Source organism: Rhizobium sp. CC1099 (genome assembly GCF_029714385.1).
Taxonomy (GTDB): Bacteria; Pseudomonadota; Alphaproteobacteria; order Rhizobiales; family Rhizobiaceae; genus Rhizobium.
On sequence record NZ_CP121641.1, the window covers coordinates 3,948,632 to 3,965,911 of the forward strand.

At 59.5% G+C, this 17,280-nt stretch carries 14 protein-coding genes; 11 read left to right on the plus strand and 3 right to left on the minus strand.

What is annotated here, in order from left to right:
- The first annotated feature begins 18 nt into the window (after positions 1-18).
- The 5 genes from QA644_RS19575 to QA644_RS19595 are packed head-to-tail and all read left to right on the plus strand — an operon-like array spanning position 19 to position 7,730.
- Entirely contained in the window at positions 19-1,500 is a 1,482-nt protein-coding gene (locus tag QA644_RS19575; RefSeq protein WP_283070142.1) for a DUF6212 domain-containing protein, read from the plus strand.
- On the plus strand, positions 1,490-4,168 hold the full coding sequence (locus QA644_RS19580; protein ID WP_283070143.1) for a glycosyltransferase: 2,679 nt from the start codon (positions 1,490-1,492) through the stop codon (positions 4,166-4,168). Before QA644_RS19575 ends, QA644_RS19580 begins: the two co-directional genes overlap by 11 nt.
- A 39-nt stretch (positions 4,169-4,207) precedes the next feature.
- On the plus strand, positions 4,208-5,386 hold the full coding sequence (locus QA644_RS19585; RefSeq protein WP_283070144.1) for a polysaccharide pyruvyl transferase family protein: 1,179 nt from the start codon (positions 4,208-4,210) through the stop codon (positions 5,384-5,386).
- 39 nt (positions 5,387-5,425) lie between these two features.
- The gene (locus QA644_RS19590) at positions 5,426-6,598 is read left to right on the plus strand and encodes a polysaccharide pyruvyl transferase family protein (RefSeq protein WP_283070145.1); all 1,173 of its coding nucleotides are present in this window, start codon (positions 5,426-5,428) and stop codon (positions 6,596-6,598) included.
- 4 nt (positions 6,599-6,602) lie between these two features.
- The gene (locus QA644_RS19595; RefSeq protein ID WP_283072418.1) at positions 6,603-7,730 is read left to right on the plus strand and encodes a glycoside hydrolase; all 1,128 of its coding nucleotides are present in this window, start codon (positions 6,603-6,605) and stop codon (positions 7,728-7,730) included.
- A gap of 192 nt (positions 7,731-7,922) precedes the next feature.
- Here QA644_RS19595 and QA644_RS19600 read toward each other — a convergent pair whose 3' ends face one another.
- Positions 7,923-8,540, minus strand: coding sequence for a GGDEF domain-containing protein (locus QA644_RS19600; RefSeq protein WP_283072419.1), 618 nt, complete (start codon positions 8,538-8,540; stop codon positions 7,923-7,925).
- A 413-nt stretch (positions 8,541-8,953) separates the two neighbouring features.
- On the minus strand, positions 8,954-9,253 hold the full coding sequence (locus QA644_RS19605) for a hypothetical protein (RefSeq protein ID WP_283070147.1): 300 nt from the start codon (positions 9,251-9,253) through the stop codon (positions 8,954-8,956).
- Between the two features lie 420 nt (positions 9,254-9,673).
- Between QA644_RS19605 and QA644_RS19610 the strand changes: the two genes are divergently transcribed.
- From QA644_RS19610 to QA644_RS19635, 6 genes are all read left to right on the plus strand, one after another.
- Complete coding sequence (locus QA644_RS19610; protein WP_283070149.1) at positions 9,674-10,933, plus strand: ABC transporter substrate-binding protein; 1,260 nt, start codon at positions 9,674-9,676, stop codon at positions 10,931-10,933.
- 122 nt (positions 10,934-11,055) lie between these two features.
- Positions 11,056-11,979 carry a sugar ABC transporter permease gene (locus QA644_RS19615; protein ID WP_283070151.1) on the plus strand — a complete coding sequence of 308 codons (924 nt, stop codon included), beginning with the start codon at positions 11,056-11,058 and terminating at the stop codon, positions 11,977-11,979.
- A 2-nt stretch (positions 11,980-11,981) separates the two neighbouring features.
- Complete coding sequence (locus QA644_RS19620; RefSeq protein WP_194728564.1) at positions 11,982-12,851, plus strand: carbohydrate ABC transporter permease; 870 nt, start codon at positions 11,982-11,984, stop codon at positions 12,849-12,851.
- 5 nt (positions 12,852-12,856) lie between these two features.
- Positions 12,857-13,918, plus strand: coding sequence for an ABC transporter ATP-binding protein (locus tag QA644_RS19625; RefSeq protein WP_283070153.1), 1,062 nt, complete (start codon positions 12,857-12,859; stop codon positions 13,916-13,918).
- Positions 13,919-13,934: 16 nt separating this feature from the next.
- Positions 13,935-14,675: an SUMF1/EgtB/PvdO family nonheme iron enzyme gene (locus QA644_RS19630; RefSeq protein ID WP_283070155.1), complete on the plus strand. Its 741-nt coding sequence runs from the start codon at positions 13,935-13,937 to the stop codon at positions 14,673-14,675.
- Complete coding sequence (locus QA644_RS19635; protein ID WP_283070156.1) at positions 14,654-15,661, plus strand: ScyD/ScyE family protein; 1,008 nt, start codon at positions 14,654-14,656, stop codon at positions 15,659-15,661. The genes QA644_RS19630 and QA644_RS19635 overlap by 22 nt, the downstream gene beginning before the upstream one ends.
- Before the next feature lie 616 nt (positions 15,662-16,277).
- On the opposite strand, the gene QA644_RS19640 is transcribed toward QA644_RS19635, so the two are convergent.
- Positions 16,278-17,279 (minus strand): NADP-dependent oxidoreductase, encoded by a 1,002-nt coding sequence (locus QA644_RS19640; protein ID WP_239596278.1) that lies wholly within the window; start codon positions 17,277-17,279, stop codon positions 16,278-16,280.
- Between the last annotated feature and the right edge of the window lies 1 nt (position 17,280).

Here is a 17,280-nt window from a genome sequence, read left to right on the forward strand (position 1 = left end):
ATTCTTCAGAGGCCGCGCGTGCAAGAATTGACGTCTTCCGGCATTGGGAAACGACTGGTGACGAGAAAGCTGATAGCGGCATCGGACCGGGATCGATCATGCTTCGAAGGGAGCGATATCGAGCATCTGGTTGTTTACCTCGATGTTGATGGCCATCCTCCAGCGACATTGGAGAATGCTTTTCCATTGATCGCCGTCGCCTTTTCCGAAGAGGGCGAGGCGGATTTGCGGGAGCGTCTGGCGCTGCTTGGACCACTGGGAACTGTCCCCGCGGTTCCCATGCAGCGGCTTGATCTCGCAAATAAGTCGGACAGTTTTCCGCTTCTGCGGGCGCTGACCGAGGGCGGCGTCGGCCGGCTTGCCCGGTATAGCGCCTCAATCACCTCGGAACTTGCGATCCTGCGCCGGGAACGCGAGACGTTGCTGGAAAACTACCGGGCGCTCGAAGATGCGTTTCAGGCGCGAAACTGGGAGCCGGTTTCTGAAGTTTTCTCCCATGATCCCTACGCCGATCCAAAGGACGAGGGGATCGGGCAATTGCTTGCCGCCGCCTTCGTCGAGCAACTGCTGCCAATATCCAGCCTTGGCGTGGCAGGGTTTGCCCTTCACCTGCACTCGGTGCCCAGGATCACCGGAGAGCTTGTCGTCGTATTGAGCTACCTCGAGAGCGGCGAAGGAGTCGCCGAGTGGACCGTACCCTATGCGCAACTCGTGCCGAACTGGAATTTCTTCTCGCTGCCCCGGGCCTGCGGAGGGGCTGCGCGCACGCTTCGGCTGCGGATCTCCGCGACCGGACCGGAGACCGTCGGCCTTTCTCTCGGCTATCCGATCGCCGGCGAGCGCTATTCGGCGCGGTCGGAACTCCCGCATCCGGATCTCGACCTGCGCCCGCTGGCGTTCAAAGTGTTTACGGGACTGCCGGGAGTAAAGCCCGCCAGAACACCCAACATGATTGCGCCCAGCAGCCTGCTCGAAGGCCAGTACACTGTCGATTATCGCCTGGCGGTCGGTACGTTGAGGCAGATTGCGGACGTTTCGGTCACGCCGATCGTCCCGGAATTCCAGACGGTGCGCTTCCTCGAGCATGAGCATGCTGTTGTCTGCCACCCGTTGCCGAGTGGCATATCGGCAGGCGCGGTCAGTCGCGCCGTCGAGCCCGGAACGATATCCTTCTCGGCGAGCGCCTTTATCGATCATCCGGAAGGTCAGCCCGCGGCGGTCAGCTTCCTGATCGCACCGGCGAATTCAAATGCGCGTTCCGAAGTGGCCGAGCTTGCGCGAAAGGGCGCGGCCAAGCCGTCGGCATTCTTCAGCGGATGGCGTGAAGTCAGCTCCAGTGAGGTCGTCAACATCAACATCCAGCTGGACGAGCCGGCACGCGGCCCGATGGACCTGATGATCCTCAGCCGCGCAGTCACGGATTCGGTCGATTTCTCCTGGCTCAAGGTGTCCGGCTTCAGGCTGGTCAAACAATTTACGGAGGCCGCCGATGTCCAGTAACAGGGAGCCAACGGACCTGATCGCCGTGGCCATGCCCCTTTACGGTCACGCGGCACTTGCCCTGGAGGCGATCGAGTCGGTATTTGCCTCGAATGTTAGCAGCTGCCGGATCGTCATTGTCGTCTCGGTCGACGGTGATCCACGGCACGAGACGTTCGATCAACTGTTGCTCTTCGCCGCGGCCCATCCTTCCGTCCATGTCGTGTTCGGCCAAAACGCCGGTCCGGGTGGCGCGCGCAATCGCGCCATCAACTTCGTCCTCGAGCGCTTTCCAGAGACGAAGGCTGTCTATTTCCTCGACGCCGACAATCGCGTCCTTCCCGGCACCATCGAGACGCTTTACCGGCACCTCCTCTCCAGTGGCTGCGGGTGGGTCTACACGAATATCGACACATTTTCGGTAAGCTGGCGCGCTCACTACGGCAACCGCTATTCACGACTGGTCCACTGCATCACCGACAACATCTGCGATACGGGATCGATGATCTCGATCGATGTTTTTCAGCAAGGCGTCCGCTTCAACGACGACAGGCAGAACGGCTTCGAGGATTGGGAGTTCTGGCTGTCCTGCATCGAGCATGGTTTCGTCGGCACGCCCTGCCATGACACGGTCTTCGAATACAGGCTGAGGGCGGAGAGCCGCTTCAAGGAGGCCAATCGAGACCGCGCCACGTCGGTAAGCTTCCTGCGCAAGCGCCACAGGCCGCTGTTCCAGCGGCCGATGCTGGTGGATTTCGAGCATGAGGAGTGCCCGCGCTACCTGTTTGCGCGAACGGAAGATACGGCGATCTCCTTCTTCACTGATCCTACCAAGCCACCGATGATGCTTCGCCTCGACGACATCATACCGGCGTTCTGGGGCAATATCGGCGAGCCCGACAATGAACATTTCCCGCCTTTCCTGGTCGCCGGAAGCGGCGCGGCGCTCGACCTTCTGCGGCGTTCGCGCATGCTGCCGAACGTGCTTGCCCATCTTGAGCGCCTGAGCGAGAACAGCAACGTCGTCTTCGTCCAACTCGCCAACGATGCCGCCCAGCGCAAGATCGAGCCGATCGTTCATGGGGCGGGCGGGCAAAAAATCGGCCCCGCCGATCTCGTTTTCCTTTCGATCCGGCTCGTCCAGGAGGTGGTCCAGAACAATGCTGTGGACTGGTTCGCCTCGATCGGAAGCCAGCAGGTATGGCCGACATCGACCGTTCTGAAAGTGCACTTCCCTTTTCCAAGAAGCCTCCCGCGCCGCTCTCTCATCACGCCTCAGCAGGTGATGATCAATTGCGTCAACGCAATTGCCATGAGCCCCCTGCGCGAGACGGCGGGCAGGCGGTGGACCTGGCGTCCCGCCCGGCTCGTGCCTTACACTGATCTCTACAAGGCGCTGCGCAAGGAAGTCGGAGGATCACCAGTCCTGCCGCTCGGCCATAGCGAGGGCAAGCGGACCGTGGCGCTGCTCGTGCCGAATGCCTCGTTCGGCGGAGCCGAAAAGGTCGTCTATGCAGCCGCCCGGGAATTGAAGGCGGCGGATTACGAAACTCATCTCTTCGTGCTCGGCACGTCCCGGATGGATGTGATCGATGAATTCGATTCCAGCTTCGACTACATTCACTTCTGGGACGCGGGAATTCCGGCCTGGGGAGGGTCGGGCTCCTTCCTGGGACAGGATTTCATCGACGAGGGGCATTCGGTCGACTGGGAGGCGCTGAAGGGACAGCTTTCCGGCTTCGACCTGGTCATCAACAACCACGTGATGGCCGTCCATCCCCTCATCGCGCGACTGCGCTCCGAAGGCACGCGCACGGCCTGCTATCTTCACGTCGTGGACAACACGGCCTTCAAGAGGCCTGCCGGTCAGCCCTTCGCAGCGATTGCCCATGAGCATTGCTACGACGCCTTCCTAACCTGCTCCGAACAGCTCAAGATCTATCTGCACAGCTACGGCGTCCCCCACGAGAAAGTCTTCGCCGTCGCGAACGGAGCGAGCTTCTCGGTACCGCCCAAGGCCCTGGCGGAGGTTCTGGCCGTCAGGCGGATCGAGCGCAGGGATGACCGTTTGCGGCTTCTTTACATGGGCCGGTTCGATCAGCAGAAGGGGATCGACCGGCTGGCGGCAGCGCTCGCGGAACTGCGGGCCTCCAACGTCAATTTCGAAGCCCGGGCCATCGGAGGGGAAATCCTCGCCGATTCTAGGGTCTCCTGGAGCGAACGGCTGAAGGACCTGGGCGTCGACGTGCGCTCGCCCGTCTTTGCGAGCAAGGATCTGATCAAGGCGCTGGGCTGGGCCGACGTTCTCGTCATGCCCTCTCGATGGGAGGGCGCGCCGCTGATGATCGCCGAGGCGCAGCAACTCGGCTGCGTGCCCATCGCGACCGCGGTCGGCGCGGTGGACGAGCTCATTTCCGACGGCGAGGACGGCATACTCATCAACGCGCCTTCCGATCCTCAGGTGGTGAGGGAGATGGCGCGGATCATTGAAGAGGTCGCGCGCAATCGCGAGAGGCTCGCTCCGCTCATGGAGGGCTGCATCAGGACCGCCGCACGCCGGTCATGGGCTTCCTCTTTCTCGGATTTTATCTCTTGGAGCGATCGGTCCGTGAAGAATTCGTCACTGTCCCGCGCTGCGGTCTTTCGCGAGCAGGCGGCGGCAAATCCCGTGGTCGCGGCAATTGGCTGATTGCCGCGCCGCTTCTTTGAAACAGAAAGGTCTAGTCGAATGCGTCCGCGAATTCTCGTGACGGGTATTCCCGGTCACTACACGCGCCTTGCCAACGGCGCCCACGGCCTGTCCGTCTCCTATGCGGAGCGGCAGAAGCAGCCGGAAACGAAGGAGGAGTTTCTGCAGGAGTTGCGCAACATCAGCAATACCGGGAACTACCTCATCGGTGAGGGCGCCCTGCATGCGCTCGCGCCACATGCGAAGCAAGTTCCCTTCTGGCATCTCTACAATTTGAGCAAGAACGGCAATGGATTCGACGAGTTTAACGCCAACTTCGACATCTGCGTCTTCACCTGCGCAAACCTCTTGCGCAAGGGACTTTCCGCGGACGCAGAGGCGGATGTCCTAAGCCGACTCAATATGCCGATCGTCATGCTGGGCATCGGCCTGCAGAACCGCAAGGACCTTGAGAACAATCTTCCGGAGGGAACGAAGCGGCTTCTGGCCGTCCTAAAGGAGCGTGAGCACTACTTCCTGACACGCGGCTACGAGTCCGCCGGCTTCCTGAAGGACCAGGGCTTCTCCTTCGTGCGCCCGACCGGTTGCCCTTCCGTCTATTTCATGCCGGACAACATGCGCCGGTCCATGAGGAAGCTGTCGAGCGTAAACATCGGCAAGGCGCGGACAATCTTTTCAGGCTATCTCGGCGGCGATCAGGATGCGATCCTTGATGCGAACGCGCTGGCCCCGCGGGACACCGTGCCTCAATACGTGGTGCAGGACGAGTTCCTCCACTTCGATATGAAGGTGGAGCCTAACGACGAGGGACGCGTCTATGATTCCGCATCGGGCCTGATGATCGGCGATCTGGCCTATCCCGGCACTGAGCGGGAGAAGCAGCGGTTCGAGATTCGCACCTTCTTCGACACCAACCAGTGGCGCGCCTGGGCCTCGTCGATGGACTTCAATTTCGGCCGTCGTTTCCACGGCTCGATCATCGCCATGCAGGCGGCTGTGCCGAGCCTGATGGTGGCGGTGGACGACCGCATGCGCGAGATGCTGGGCTTCACCGGCCTACCGGCCGTCGACATCACCGAGGTCGAGAAGGCAGAGAACCGGGCCGAGTTCGTGGCCAATCATCTGGCAAAGCTCAACACGAACGAACTTGTCGACCGCTATTCCGACCGCGAGCGCGCCTTCCGCACCACGCTTCGTGAAATCGGCATCGGTCTATAGCGGCCTGAGGGCCATCACTTTTCGGTTCAGAGGACAGTTATGCGTATCTTGCTTACGGGCATTCCATCCTATTTGCAGCGGACGATTGCGGACGTCTCAGGCACGACCGTCATCCATCGGCCCTACTTCGACGAAACCAGGACCAGGAAGGACCTGATCTCGCAGGTCAGGAAGATCGCCAACACCGGCAACTATCTGATCGGCGAAGGAGCGGCTGAGAGCCTGCGCGGTCATGACGTCACCTATCTGCCGTTCTGGCATCTTGCCAACAATCGGGACTCGAACGAGCTTTACGAGCGCGTGAACCGCGAATTCGATTTGTGCGTCTTCGCCTCCGCTAATCTGCTGCGTCCTGGCTATTCCGCCGATCTCGAAGCGGAAATCTTCGCGAAGCTGAAGATGCCGGTTGTGGTGATGGGCATCGGCATCCAGCGCAAGGAAGGCCTCAAGAATCAGCTGCCGGCTGGCACGATCAAGTTCCTGGAGGTGCTGAGGAACAAGGAAAGTTTCTTCCTCACGCGTGGCTACTTCACCGCCGAATTCCTGAGGGAGCAGGGGATGAAGTTCGTCAAGCCGACGGGCTGCCCGTCGCTCTACTTCTCGCCGAACGACATGAAGCGTTCGCTTTCGGCACTTGCCAATCCGGGACTGGCGGAGGCCCAGAGGATCGTCTTCGGCGGCTATCTCGGTAGCGTTGCCGATACGATCGTCGATGCTCATGCGCTGCTCAAGCCCGACAGCGTGGCAAGCTATGTCGTCCAGGACGAAGTGGTTGCCTACAGCCTCTCCCTGACAGGTGACGATAATGACATCGTCTATGATCGCGCGAGCGGGCGCATCACGGGAGGGACGGAGTACAAGCATTCGGAGAAATGGCAGCGGAAATACGAGCTGCTGGTCTATTTCGATACGAACCAGTGGCGCGGGGCGATGTCCGCGCGCGATTTCTGCTTCGGCCGCCGCTTCCACGGCTGCATCATCGGCATGCAGGCCGGCACACCTGCCCTCATGATCGCGGTCGATGACCGCATGCGGGAGATGCTGGAATTCATCGGCTTCCCCTATATCGAGGCAGCCACCTGGAACAGGGAGGCGGACAAGCGCGCCTATCTCGCCAACTTCCTCGGCAAGATCGACACGCAGGCCGTGATCGACCGTTATTCCGCTTGCGAGGCGAATTTCCGCAATGCTCTGGGGCAGGTCGGACTTTGAGCGGATGAGGGTGTTGGCGCAAACGCGAGCGCGCCTTGCTTGCGCGCTGGCAGTGCTCTGGGCCTTTGCCCCGGCGCTGCCGGCGGGCGCTGACGAAGTGCTCTCCGATCGTATCGGAATCAACCGCGTAAACCTAGCCTGGCTTTCCCGCGGCGATCAGGAGCGCGTACTGAATGAAATCGTGGCAAGCGGTATCACCCATGTCCGGCTTTCGCTGTCGAGACCGGTGGACAAGAGCATCGAAGCGCTCGAAATGGCGGACCGGCGGGGGTTGAAAATCCTCCTCGAGATCCAACTCGGCAACAAGGATTATTATCCCGCGGAGGCGCGTTCTCGCACCGGTTTCGGCCGCATCTGGGATGTTCAGCGGCTTTCGGATCTCGATCTCGATCTCTACCGAGCGCAGTTGCGCTCGGCGCTTCGCCGCATTGACGAAATGGGCATCCGCATCGACGCCGTCGAGCCCGGAAATGAAATAAACTACAGCGCTTACAACGGCGACCTCGTCGTCTATGAAAAACCTGGGCGGCAGACGCCGCGCAACGTTTCGGAAGTCGCAAATCGCTCGGCCTTCGAACGCGGGCTCGACGCATATGTCGGCGCCCTCCGCATCACCCGGGAAGAATTGCGGGCGACGGTCTATAGCCGCGACGCGCTTCTGATTTCGGCCGGACTTTCCGACGTCGGCACTGGCGAGGCCGACCGCCGCGGCATGGAACGGCTCGAACCCGGCGAGTTCATTTCACTCCTGCGGAAGCGGGGGATCGATGCGCTGGTCGATGGCTACGGCATTCATGTCTACCCGGGACGCAAAGATGACGCGGCGCTTGCACGCTATGTGACGACGCTTCTCGACTTTTGCCGGCCTGAAGGGGAAGGCAAGCCGTGCTGGGTGAGCGAATGGGGCATTGCCAACACCGCGCTTTCCTGCCCGGTCGATGATCGCGAGCGGGAAGTGGCGGTCCGTGCCGTGCGCCGCAGCTTCGCGGAGCTGATGGAGAAGGGAAGGCTGAAAGCGGCCTTTTACTATGACTGGGACACCCAACCGGTCTACAGCGTCTGGCGTTGCGGCGCCTTGAGCCCGGCCGGCGTTGCGGCCACCGAAGCCAATAGCGGCGGGGTAGCGAGATGACGGGTCAAATCTGTCCGTTCCCGTAGCCGAGGTCCGCGCGGCCGCGATGGGAAACGGTGACGGACGGTCGGCGGATACACAACTGGTTGCATTCCCCGTCCCTGTTAAGGATAAGACGACGTCCGCCGGAGGCAGCTCTGGTCTAAAGACCGTAAAGCCCGATTATTCGCGGCAGACCCTAAAGCCTCTCGGTCACGAGAACAGCTCCCGGAATAGGGGTGGGCCAGCTTCTTCCTCCGCGAGGGCAGCGCGGTTAGCAGCCTCGCGGAGTGCCTGAAAGTCGGCCTGGTCCTCGACCCTGGTACCGCCAAGCCGCACCGTCACCGATATCTGGCGCTCTTGTCCGGCTGTGAACGTGGTTTCCTGCACCCGCGCGCGGATGCGCTCGCAGATGTCGCTGGCATTTTCCGTTGTTGTGCCGGGCAAATAGATGCCGAGTTCGTCGGAGGCAAGGCGGGCGACGAGATCACCATAGCGCAGGGAAGAATGTACGATCCGAACAATCGATTGAAGCAGCGTATCGGCCCATTGCGGACCATAGCGACGACCGATCTCATCGAAATTACCGACATTGAGAACGAGCATAACGCCATCCGGGTTTTCCGCGCTGCTCACGCGCCTGCGGTCTATCGCTTGCTCGACTGAGTTCGCAAATTCGCTGGCGCGCAATGTACCCGTGACGGGATCATGACGGAGCGCGTACTGAAGTTCTTTTTGGGTATCACGAAGCGCTTCGTTGCGCAGACAGATTGCCAATTGAAACCGAAATGTGAGAGCAGCCGATATTAACGCCACGGCGGTCAATTCCACCCAAAATGGAGGTTCGGGAACAAGCAGGCTCAGTGCCCAAACGACCACTGTCGCTCCAGTCGCAGAGGCGAGGGCGCGGAGCGTTGCCTTCTTGATATGCGGGGCGATTACGGCCTGGCGACAACGAAATTGCAGAGTCATCGGTTAACGGAGCTTTTGCAGTGGTCGCTATCTTTAAGGGCTTCGGTGAAATACCAGGTGAATAAATCTGATGGCATTTTAGCAATGGGCCACGAAGAATTTGATCGTCAGGTCAACCAGATCACGGCCTGCGAGACCCAGGCCAATGAGCTCGTTTAAAAAACATTCGCACCTTCTGCGTTAACGCCGGGAGTATTTGCTTCAAACACAGAAAACCGTGGAGGCCTGCGGCTCGATTGCCATAGGGTGAAAATTTACAAGTCTCCGCGCCATCAGGCCCCCGCAACCAAACAAACTTGCAAACTTTGCCAGGCAAGTTGTTTCTGATCGAACTCCTCCAGATAGCTTTGGAGGAGTTCTTCTTGTTTGGCCTCCGTGTCGAGCTTACCGGCAGCCAGCTTCTCCAGATAGTCGTTGTGCTTTTCGGCTTGAAAGCGCTTCTCCATCGCGGTTGCCGCGTCCATGGCGGCTATGACAATGGCGATATGTCCGTGCATTTCCAGCGTTGCCGGCTGGTGATCCGGCGTCTTGGCGACCACCTTCTGAAACAGGTCGCCACGAACACCCATCATTGAGTACTGCAGTCTCTACAAGTTTGACGACGTGTGAGTTTCTCAAAATCATGTCGACGGTGCTGCCTGCCATCCGTGTCGTTAGCAACGTGGCGATAGCGCTCGCCTTTCAGGGCAGGACGGCTCTCGGCGCGGGGACGCAAGGATTTCGAGCGGCCTCGAAGTTCGGAAGCGGTCTAAAGTCGGAAAACCTCCTGAACTTCCATGATTGCCAGGACGAATTCCATAAAATGCTAATATAACCTCTCTAACCGATGTGGTAATATTGGCCTTGGCTTGAGGAGGAGATGCCTGACGGCGTTTCGGCTTGTTGCAGAGTGGTTCGCATGGCTGTCGAGGCAGCGTCGCCGCTATGCCGGAAAGGGGTGGGGCCTCTACGATGGAAGCCTCTGGATAACAGCTCGGAATGGGAGGTGTACAATGCTTCGCAAATTGTTTTTCACCTTGGCTATTGCGACGTCCGTACTCGCGATCAACGGAGCCGCATGGGCTGACATCACGATCCTCGTGCCATCGGGCAGTGAGGGCGACGGTCTAAGGGCCGCTGCCCAGGACTACGCGAAGATGAAGGGCACGAAGGTTGAGGCTGTCCAGGCGCCCTATGCCAACGAGTTCGAGCAAGGCGCCAATGCCGGTGCCACGAAGTCGGGCGTCTTCGATATTATCCTCATGGACGACCCGTGGATTCCCTTTTTCGCCGAGAACGGGCATCTTGAGGATCTGACGGCATTTTTCAAGACGGCCGGAATGGAGGGGCCGGACAGCGATTTTCTTTCGAAGTCGCTAGCCGTCTGCCGCAATCCCTACAACACGGGACCCTATGTGTGCCTGCCTTATGTTGGAAATGCGCAGATGTTTTTCTATGACGCTGCCAAGTACAAGGAAGCCGGCGTCGATGCCCCGAAGACCTGGGATGACGTGCTGAAGGCGAGCAAGAAGCTGACTGAAAGCGGAGGTGGCCGTTATTTCGGCTATGTTTTCCGAGGTGGTCAGGGAAATCCGGTGGTTGCCGATTTCATGCCGATCTTCTGGTCTTATGGCGCAGATATGTTCAATGCCGACCGGACTAAGGTAACGATCGATACCCCAGAAGGGGCCGCCGCCATGAAGACATTCATGGCGTTGCGCGATGTCTCGCCGAAAGGGGTAGAGAGCTACAACGCCAACGAGGTCGGCACGGCGCTCGCTGCCGGTGCTGCCGCTTCATCGATCAACTGGCCGAACTACGTTGCGACCTTTGAAGATCCAACCCAATCAAAGATGGTCGGCAAGATCTCTTACAGCCCCATTCCTGCCGGAACGAAACCGGGCAGTTCGGAAATCGGCCACTGGACTATGGGCATCATGTCGGCTTCCAAAAACAAGCAGGAAGCTTTCGACTTCATGATCTGGGCGACTTCGTCCGAACAGATGAAGGTTTCTGCCCAACGCGGCAATCCGCCTGTCCGGACCTCGGTCTTCACCGACCCGGAACTGACCTCGCAAGAGAAGTTCCGGCACTATCCCGTGTTGATGGAGGCGATCCAGGCTTCGACTCCCCGCCCGCGTCACCCGAAGTGGCCAGAAATCGAGAATGCCTTCGGCATCGAGCTTTCCAAGGCGGTGGCGGGCACGATCACGCCGGAAGAGGCTTTGAAGAACGCCCAGGAGGCGGTCGCACGGATTACGAACCTTTACTAGGCAACGGCCATTCGGAGCGGGGTTTTCGGACGCCGCTCCCTTGCAGCGCCGGCAATCGCGCCCAGTGAGCTTGAAATCCGACAATTCAGGCGCCCCGAGGCAGGGTTTTGCGGGAGAGGTCAATGTTCAAGTCGGAAAGCGGGGCATTGGCCGAGCCGCTTCGATCTGGTGGCGGACTGGAGCGGTGGGCAGAGCGGCATTTGCGCATCCTCATGCTCGCACCGACGGTGCTTATACTGCTGGGGCTGACGATCTTTCCCAGCGTCTACATGTTCTACGCGGCGGTTCACAAAATAAGCCCGAATCCCGATATACCCTGGAAGTTTGTCGCTGCCGGCAATTTCGTGCGGCTGTTTTCCGACACGCAATTTCACGTCGCGCTCCGGAACACCGCCGTATTTACAGTCGCGGCGGTGACGGCCGAGTTCCTCCTTGGTCTCGGCCTGGCGCTTCTCCTCGATAAATTTATCCGCAAACTGACCTTTCTGAAGACCGTCCTGATGATCCCCATGATGCTGCCGCCAATTGCGGTCGCGATCACGTGGAAGCTCATCTACGAGCCTCAGTTCGGCGTCCTGAACGAAATCATGTTCCGCCTTGGTCTCCCCTTGCAGGCATGGGCGGGCGACGCGAACCTCGCGATGTTCTCGATCATTGTCGCCGATGTCTGGCAATGGACACCGTTCATATTTCTTCTGATGTTGGCGGGGTTGGCCAGCTTGCCAGTCGAGCCTTACGAGGCCGCCGCACTCGACGGCGCCTCGTCTTGGCAGCAATTCCGGGACCTGACCCTGCCATTTCTCAGGCCGGTTATCGCCATTGCCTTACTCCTGCGCGTCATGGATGCACTGCGTCTTTTCGATCTGGTCTTCATTCTGACGGGAGGAGGCCCGGCTGACCGGACCAAGGTCTTGAGCCTTTATATCTATCAGGTCGCCTACCGCTTCGCCGATCCCGGCTACGCGGCGGCGATCTCACTTTTCGTGCTGTTTATGACGATCGTTTTGAGCACTTGGTTTATGAAACGCATGCGATTGGCGGATTGACCATGACGAGGGCAAAGACCATACACGCACGCAGCCGCACTAGAGAGGTGCTCATCCGCCTGTGCGCCTATCTGACGATTCTTGTCGCACTGATCGTCACACTTTTTCCCATCTATTGGATCGCGACGAACTCTTTCAAGTTTGATATCGACATTTTCGCAGTGCCGCCGGAGTGGCTGCCTCGAAACCCGACGCTGAAACACTACGACGAAGCGTTTATCCAGCGTCCGTTCCTGCGCTATGCGCTGAACAGCTTTCTCGTCGCCGTAGGAACGACCGTCATTTCAGTGACCTTCGGCACGATGTCAGGCTATGCCTTGGCACGGTTCAGCTATCCCTGGCAGTGGCGGAAGCAGATTTCGTTCTGGATCCTGTCGACGCGCATGATGCCGCCCATTGTGAGCATCATTCCCCTCTACCTGTTCTTCAACTATTTCGACATGCTCAACACGAAGTCGGCTCTTATTATCGCCTACACCGCTTTCAATCTGCCCTTCGCGACATGGATGATGAAGAGCTATTTCCAGGATCTTCCGGTTGAACTGGAGGAGGCGGCAATCGTTGACGGCGACACGCGTTGGGGAGCATTCCTGCACGTGGCGTTACCTCTTGCCCGGCCCGGGCTTGCGGCCACCGCGATCTTCTGCCTGATCATCTCGTGGAACGAGTTTCTGCTTTCCCTCATTATTACGCTCACCGAGCAGTCGCAGACACTGCCGATCGGCATTGCCGGGCGCGTAACGCAGTACAACACCTATTGGGGCGAAATCAGCGCGGCTGGTTTCATGGCATGCGTGCCAATCGTTATCTTCGCCTTCATCGTCCAGAAGCATCTTGTCCGGGGGTTGTCCCTGGGCGCCGTCAAAGGTTGAGGCCTATGGCGTCCGTCACATTCAAAAATGTCTGCAAGAAGTTCGGCGAATTCGTCGCCGTGACGAATTTCAACCTCGAAATCAAGGACAAAGAGTTTCTCGTTCTGCTCGGACCTTCGGGTTGCGGCAAGACAACGACCATGCGAATGGTCGCAGGTCTCGAGGAAGCGACGTTCGGCGACATCTACATCGATGAGGACCGCATCAACGGTGTCCTGCCCAAGTATCGCGATGTCGCAATGGTCTTTCAGTCATATGCTTTGTATCCGCACCTCACCGTCGAGGACAATATCGGCTACCCCCTGAAGATCCGTAAAGTGCCACCCGCTGAATGCAAGCGACGGATAGCCGAGGTCGCACGGCGTGTGGAACTCGACACGATGTTGTCGCGCTTGCCCAGGGAACTTTCCGGTGGCCAGCGCCAGCGTGTAGCTCTCGCCCGCGCCATCGTCCGCACGCCGCGTGTCTTTCTCATGGACGAGCCACTGTCCAATCTTGATGCCAAGCTTCGCACCCAGATGCGCGCTGAGTTGAAGCATCTTCAACATGAGCTGCAGGTCACGACGATCTACGTCACTCACGACCAGATAGAAGCGATGACCCTTGCCCACCGCGTGGCCGTGATGAACAAGGGCGTGATCGAGCAGCTTGGGACGCCGCGGGAGATCTACAATGATCCGCGCACCCTCTTCGTTGCCGGATTTATAGGCTCGCCGCCGATGAACCTCATTCGGGGAGAAGTGAAGAATGGTGTGTTCGTTAGTGCCGGTCTCAGGGTGTCGGGTATCGGCCGGGCAGATGTCTCCCGCGCCGTCCTCGGTGTCCGCCCGGAGGACGTCCACGCGACCGAAGTCGGGGATACGGACGTCAATCTGGTTGCGCCGATCTATTCGGTGGAACTCACCGGCGAAAACACGCTTGTCAGTTTGCGCTTGGGTGGCCAGCCCATGACCTTGCGTGCCGACAAGAATTTTAGTGGTCAGATCGACCAGCAGATCGGCGTCAAGGTTGTGACGGATCGCGTGTTTCTGTTCAATGGCGAGACTGAAGATCGTGTTGACTTCTAGCGTTTGGACGGCAGCTATGGTCATTGCCCTTGCATTCCGAGCGGATGCCGCTGATGTCGCCCCTATCGCAGGAAATCCGCTGATCGAAATTCCTGCCGGCGCGTTTGTCTTTGGCCGTGACGACGGCCCCGAGAACGAACGCCCGCGCCGCGTGCTGCACGGGCGGGCGTTTGCAATCAATCGTACCGAGATCACGAATCGGCAATATGGACGCTTCGTCAATGCTACCGATCACCGCCCGGCCTTCTACGCAGGTCACCCGGTCCTGGGGCTAGACGACAGGCCGGTTGTCGGGGTGAGTTGGGGAGACGCCGATGCCTTTTGCCGTCATTACGGGTTGGCTCTGCCGTCGGAGCAGCAATACGAGAGGGGCGCGCGAGGCGCGAAGGGCGACGCGTTTCCTTGGGGCGGGGCCCTGCCGGACGATGCACGCGCAAATTCCGGAGCGGATGCCTGCTGCTCTGGCGACGCGCGCGACGGGTATCCGATGACCGCGCCGGCGGAGTCCTTCGCTGACGGCGCAAGCAGCGAAGGCGTCCTCAATCTTGTCGGCAATGTCTGGGAGTGGACCCGCGATCTTTACGCGCCGTATGAAGGTGGGACCGCGGAAAGGAGCGCCGGGCTGTACCGAGTGCTTCGCGGCGGCTCCTGGAACAGCGATCCAAACCACCTTACGACGACCTATCGCCTCGCCTATGATCCGGAATTCCGGTTCTCAGCCAATGGTGGCTTCCGATGCGTTCGTTCCACGCCCTGATTATCGTCTCTAGTCTTCTGTTCCTGGTAGCCGGTGCCGGCGCCGAGCCGACAGTTGCGCCTGGCTACACACTCGAGACCTTTAACACGCCGGGCGCCGCCTTCGCAGGTGTGTCCCGCGATGGCGGTGGCTTGCTTGTCAGCGATCTCGCGAGCGGCCGGCTCTACCGGCGCGGGACGGACGGCAAGCTTGTCGCATTCGGTCCCGTATTTCCTCATGGGCTCGACGTGATCGGCGACCCGACCGGTCCCTATCGTGTGGTCCGCGTCGGCGATGTTCTTGTCGTTGCCCAGGGATGGACGCCGGTCAATTCTGACGAGGGTCCGCTCGACCACGCTCTCGTGGCGATCGACGCCGCCGGTCGGGCCCGCGTCATCAGCAGCGATTTCTGGAATCCGTTCGATTTCATCGTGGCGGGCGGAACCTACTACGTGATCGACTCTGCTCGAAATAGTGTCGAACGCGTGCAGGCGGACGGCCGGAAAAGCACGCTCATGGCATTCCGCCGCATGGGGGAGGCGGCCGCGGCGCTGCGCAGCCTTTCGCCAACGGAATTCGCGGAAGGCAACAGCTACGAAGTCGACGCGGTGCCGACTGGCATCGCCCTTCGCGACGGTCGCCTCTATATCGCGCTGTTCGGCGGCTTTCCCTTCCTTGCCGGTGCTGGAAAGATCGTTTCGATTCCCGCGGCCGGCGATGCCTCAAAGCCGCAGCTTGACGTGAAAGGACTCAATGCACCCGTGGGTATAGCCTTCGACAATTATGGCGAGATGCTTGTCCTCGAACACGGTACTTACAACCAGAAAGAAGGTTTCCGGAAGGGTAGCGGGCGATTGCTCAAACTCAATAAACTCACACCCGACCGCAAGATCATTCTCGACGGCCTGACCCGACCCGTGTCCGTGCTCGTCTGGGACGAGCGGCGGCTTGTCGTTTCCGACCTAGGTGGCAACCTCCATTTGCTGACACGCGAATCTGCTCGCTGACATACCGGTCTACGTGGCTTCGGGCCCCGCAACCAAAGCTTACGACTAATATCAAAGGGCTCCGAGGAAACTCGGAGCCCTTTTTGCGTTCAAATCCACTAACACACGGCTAGCACAAATCCCCACCCTCGTCTGGTTGATGTTTGGATCGGGTTTCGTCTTGTCGCAACTGTCTCATGGTTAGCCTTTTCTTTGCCGGCATCAAAATCTCCACGTTTGTCGCGGTGCATTTGATGACAAAGTTGCTGACCCAGGGGGAATGTTCAGTGCCGAAAACCGGCCGGTCTTTGATTGGAACGATGGCCGGCTTCAAATCGGAATGGTGGCCGGCTTCACGTCGGAATCCGTAACGCGGCGCATATCAAGACCACATTGGACGCTTCCGTCATCAACGCGCGCAAGCCCCGCCGGGCAAACCGCGAGTGGAAGGGGGATAGGGCGGCGGCACCGCCCCGTAGAGACACCCAAGGGGTGTCCAGACGAACCGCTTGCCGGTTCGAAGCGCCCGCTTGGCGGCCGCTCATGAGGGTTTAACCCTCCTATCCGGCCACGAGAGTCCAGGCTCAGGCCGGTTTTTCGTTAGAGACGCCGGAGTGAGCGCCAATTGGCCCAGACGTCACTTCACCGCGACGACGACCTTCCCTTTCGCACGACCCGTTTCGACATAGTTGAGCGCCTCATTGGCCCTCTCGAACGGGAAGACCCGGTCCATCACGGGGCGTATGTCACCCGCCTCGATCAGGGATGTGATCTTTCCGAGCTGCCCACCGTTCGCTGTCATAAAGAGAAACGAATAAGTGATGCCTTGGCGTTTCGATTTTTTCCTGATGCTGAAACTCAGCAGGCGCATGACCTGTTGAAGCAGCCAACCAGAGCCGTTCTGCCTCGCGAAGTCCGGATCGGGAGGACCGGAAATCGAGATCAGCTTTCCACCCGGCTTCAGAACAGCAAGGGATTTCTCCAGCGTGTCCTTCTCGAGACTGTTCAGCACGACGTCATAGCCCTGCACCACTTTCTCGAAGTTATCCTTCTTATAGTCGATGACGACATCCGCTCCGAGGCTTCTAACGAGATCGACATTAGCTGTGCTCGTCGTCGTTGCCACGGTCGCACCGAGATACTTGGCAAGCTGGATGGCAATCGTTCCCACGCCACCCGAGCCGGCATGGATCAGAACCTTCTGTCCCTTCTTGAGGTTCGCCCGTTCGACAAGCACCTGCCAGGCGGTCAGGGCGACGAGCGGCAGCGATGCTGCCTCTTCCATCGTGAGGTTCTTCGGCTTCAGTGCTAGATCGGCCTCGTCGATGGCGACATATTCTGCAAATGTCCCGATGCGATCTTGGGCCGGACGTGCATAGACCTCGTCACCGGGCTTAAACTGCCGGACTTTGGCCCCGACCCGGACCACGACGCCTGCTAACTCGTTGCCGAGCACCAGTGGAAGGCGGTAGGGCAGGATGAGCTTAAACTCGCCGTCCCTGATCTTGTTATCCAAGGGGTTCACCCCGGCGGCATGAATTTCCACCATGACATCGTTGTCGCGCAGTTCCGGCTCCGGACTATCACCGAGCCGTAGAGCCCCACCTTTTGTATAGCGGTCAACTAAGAATGCCTTCATG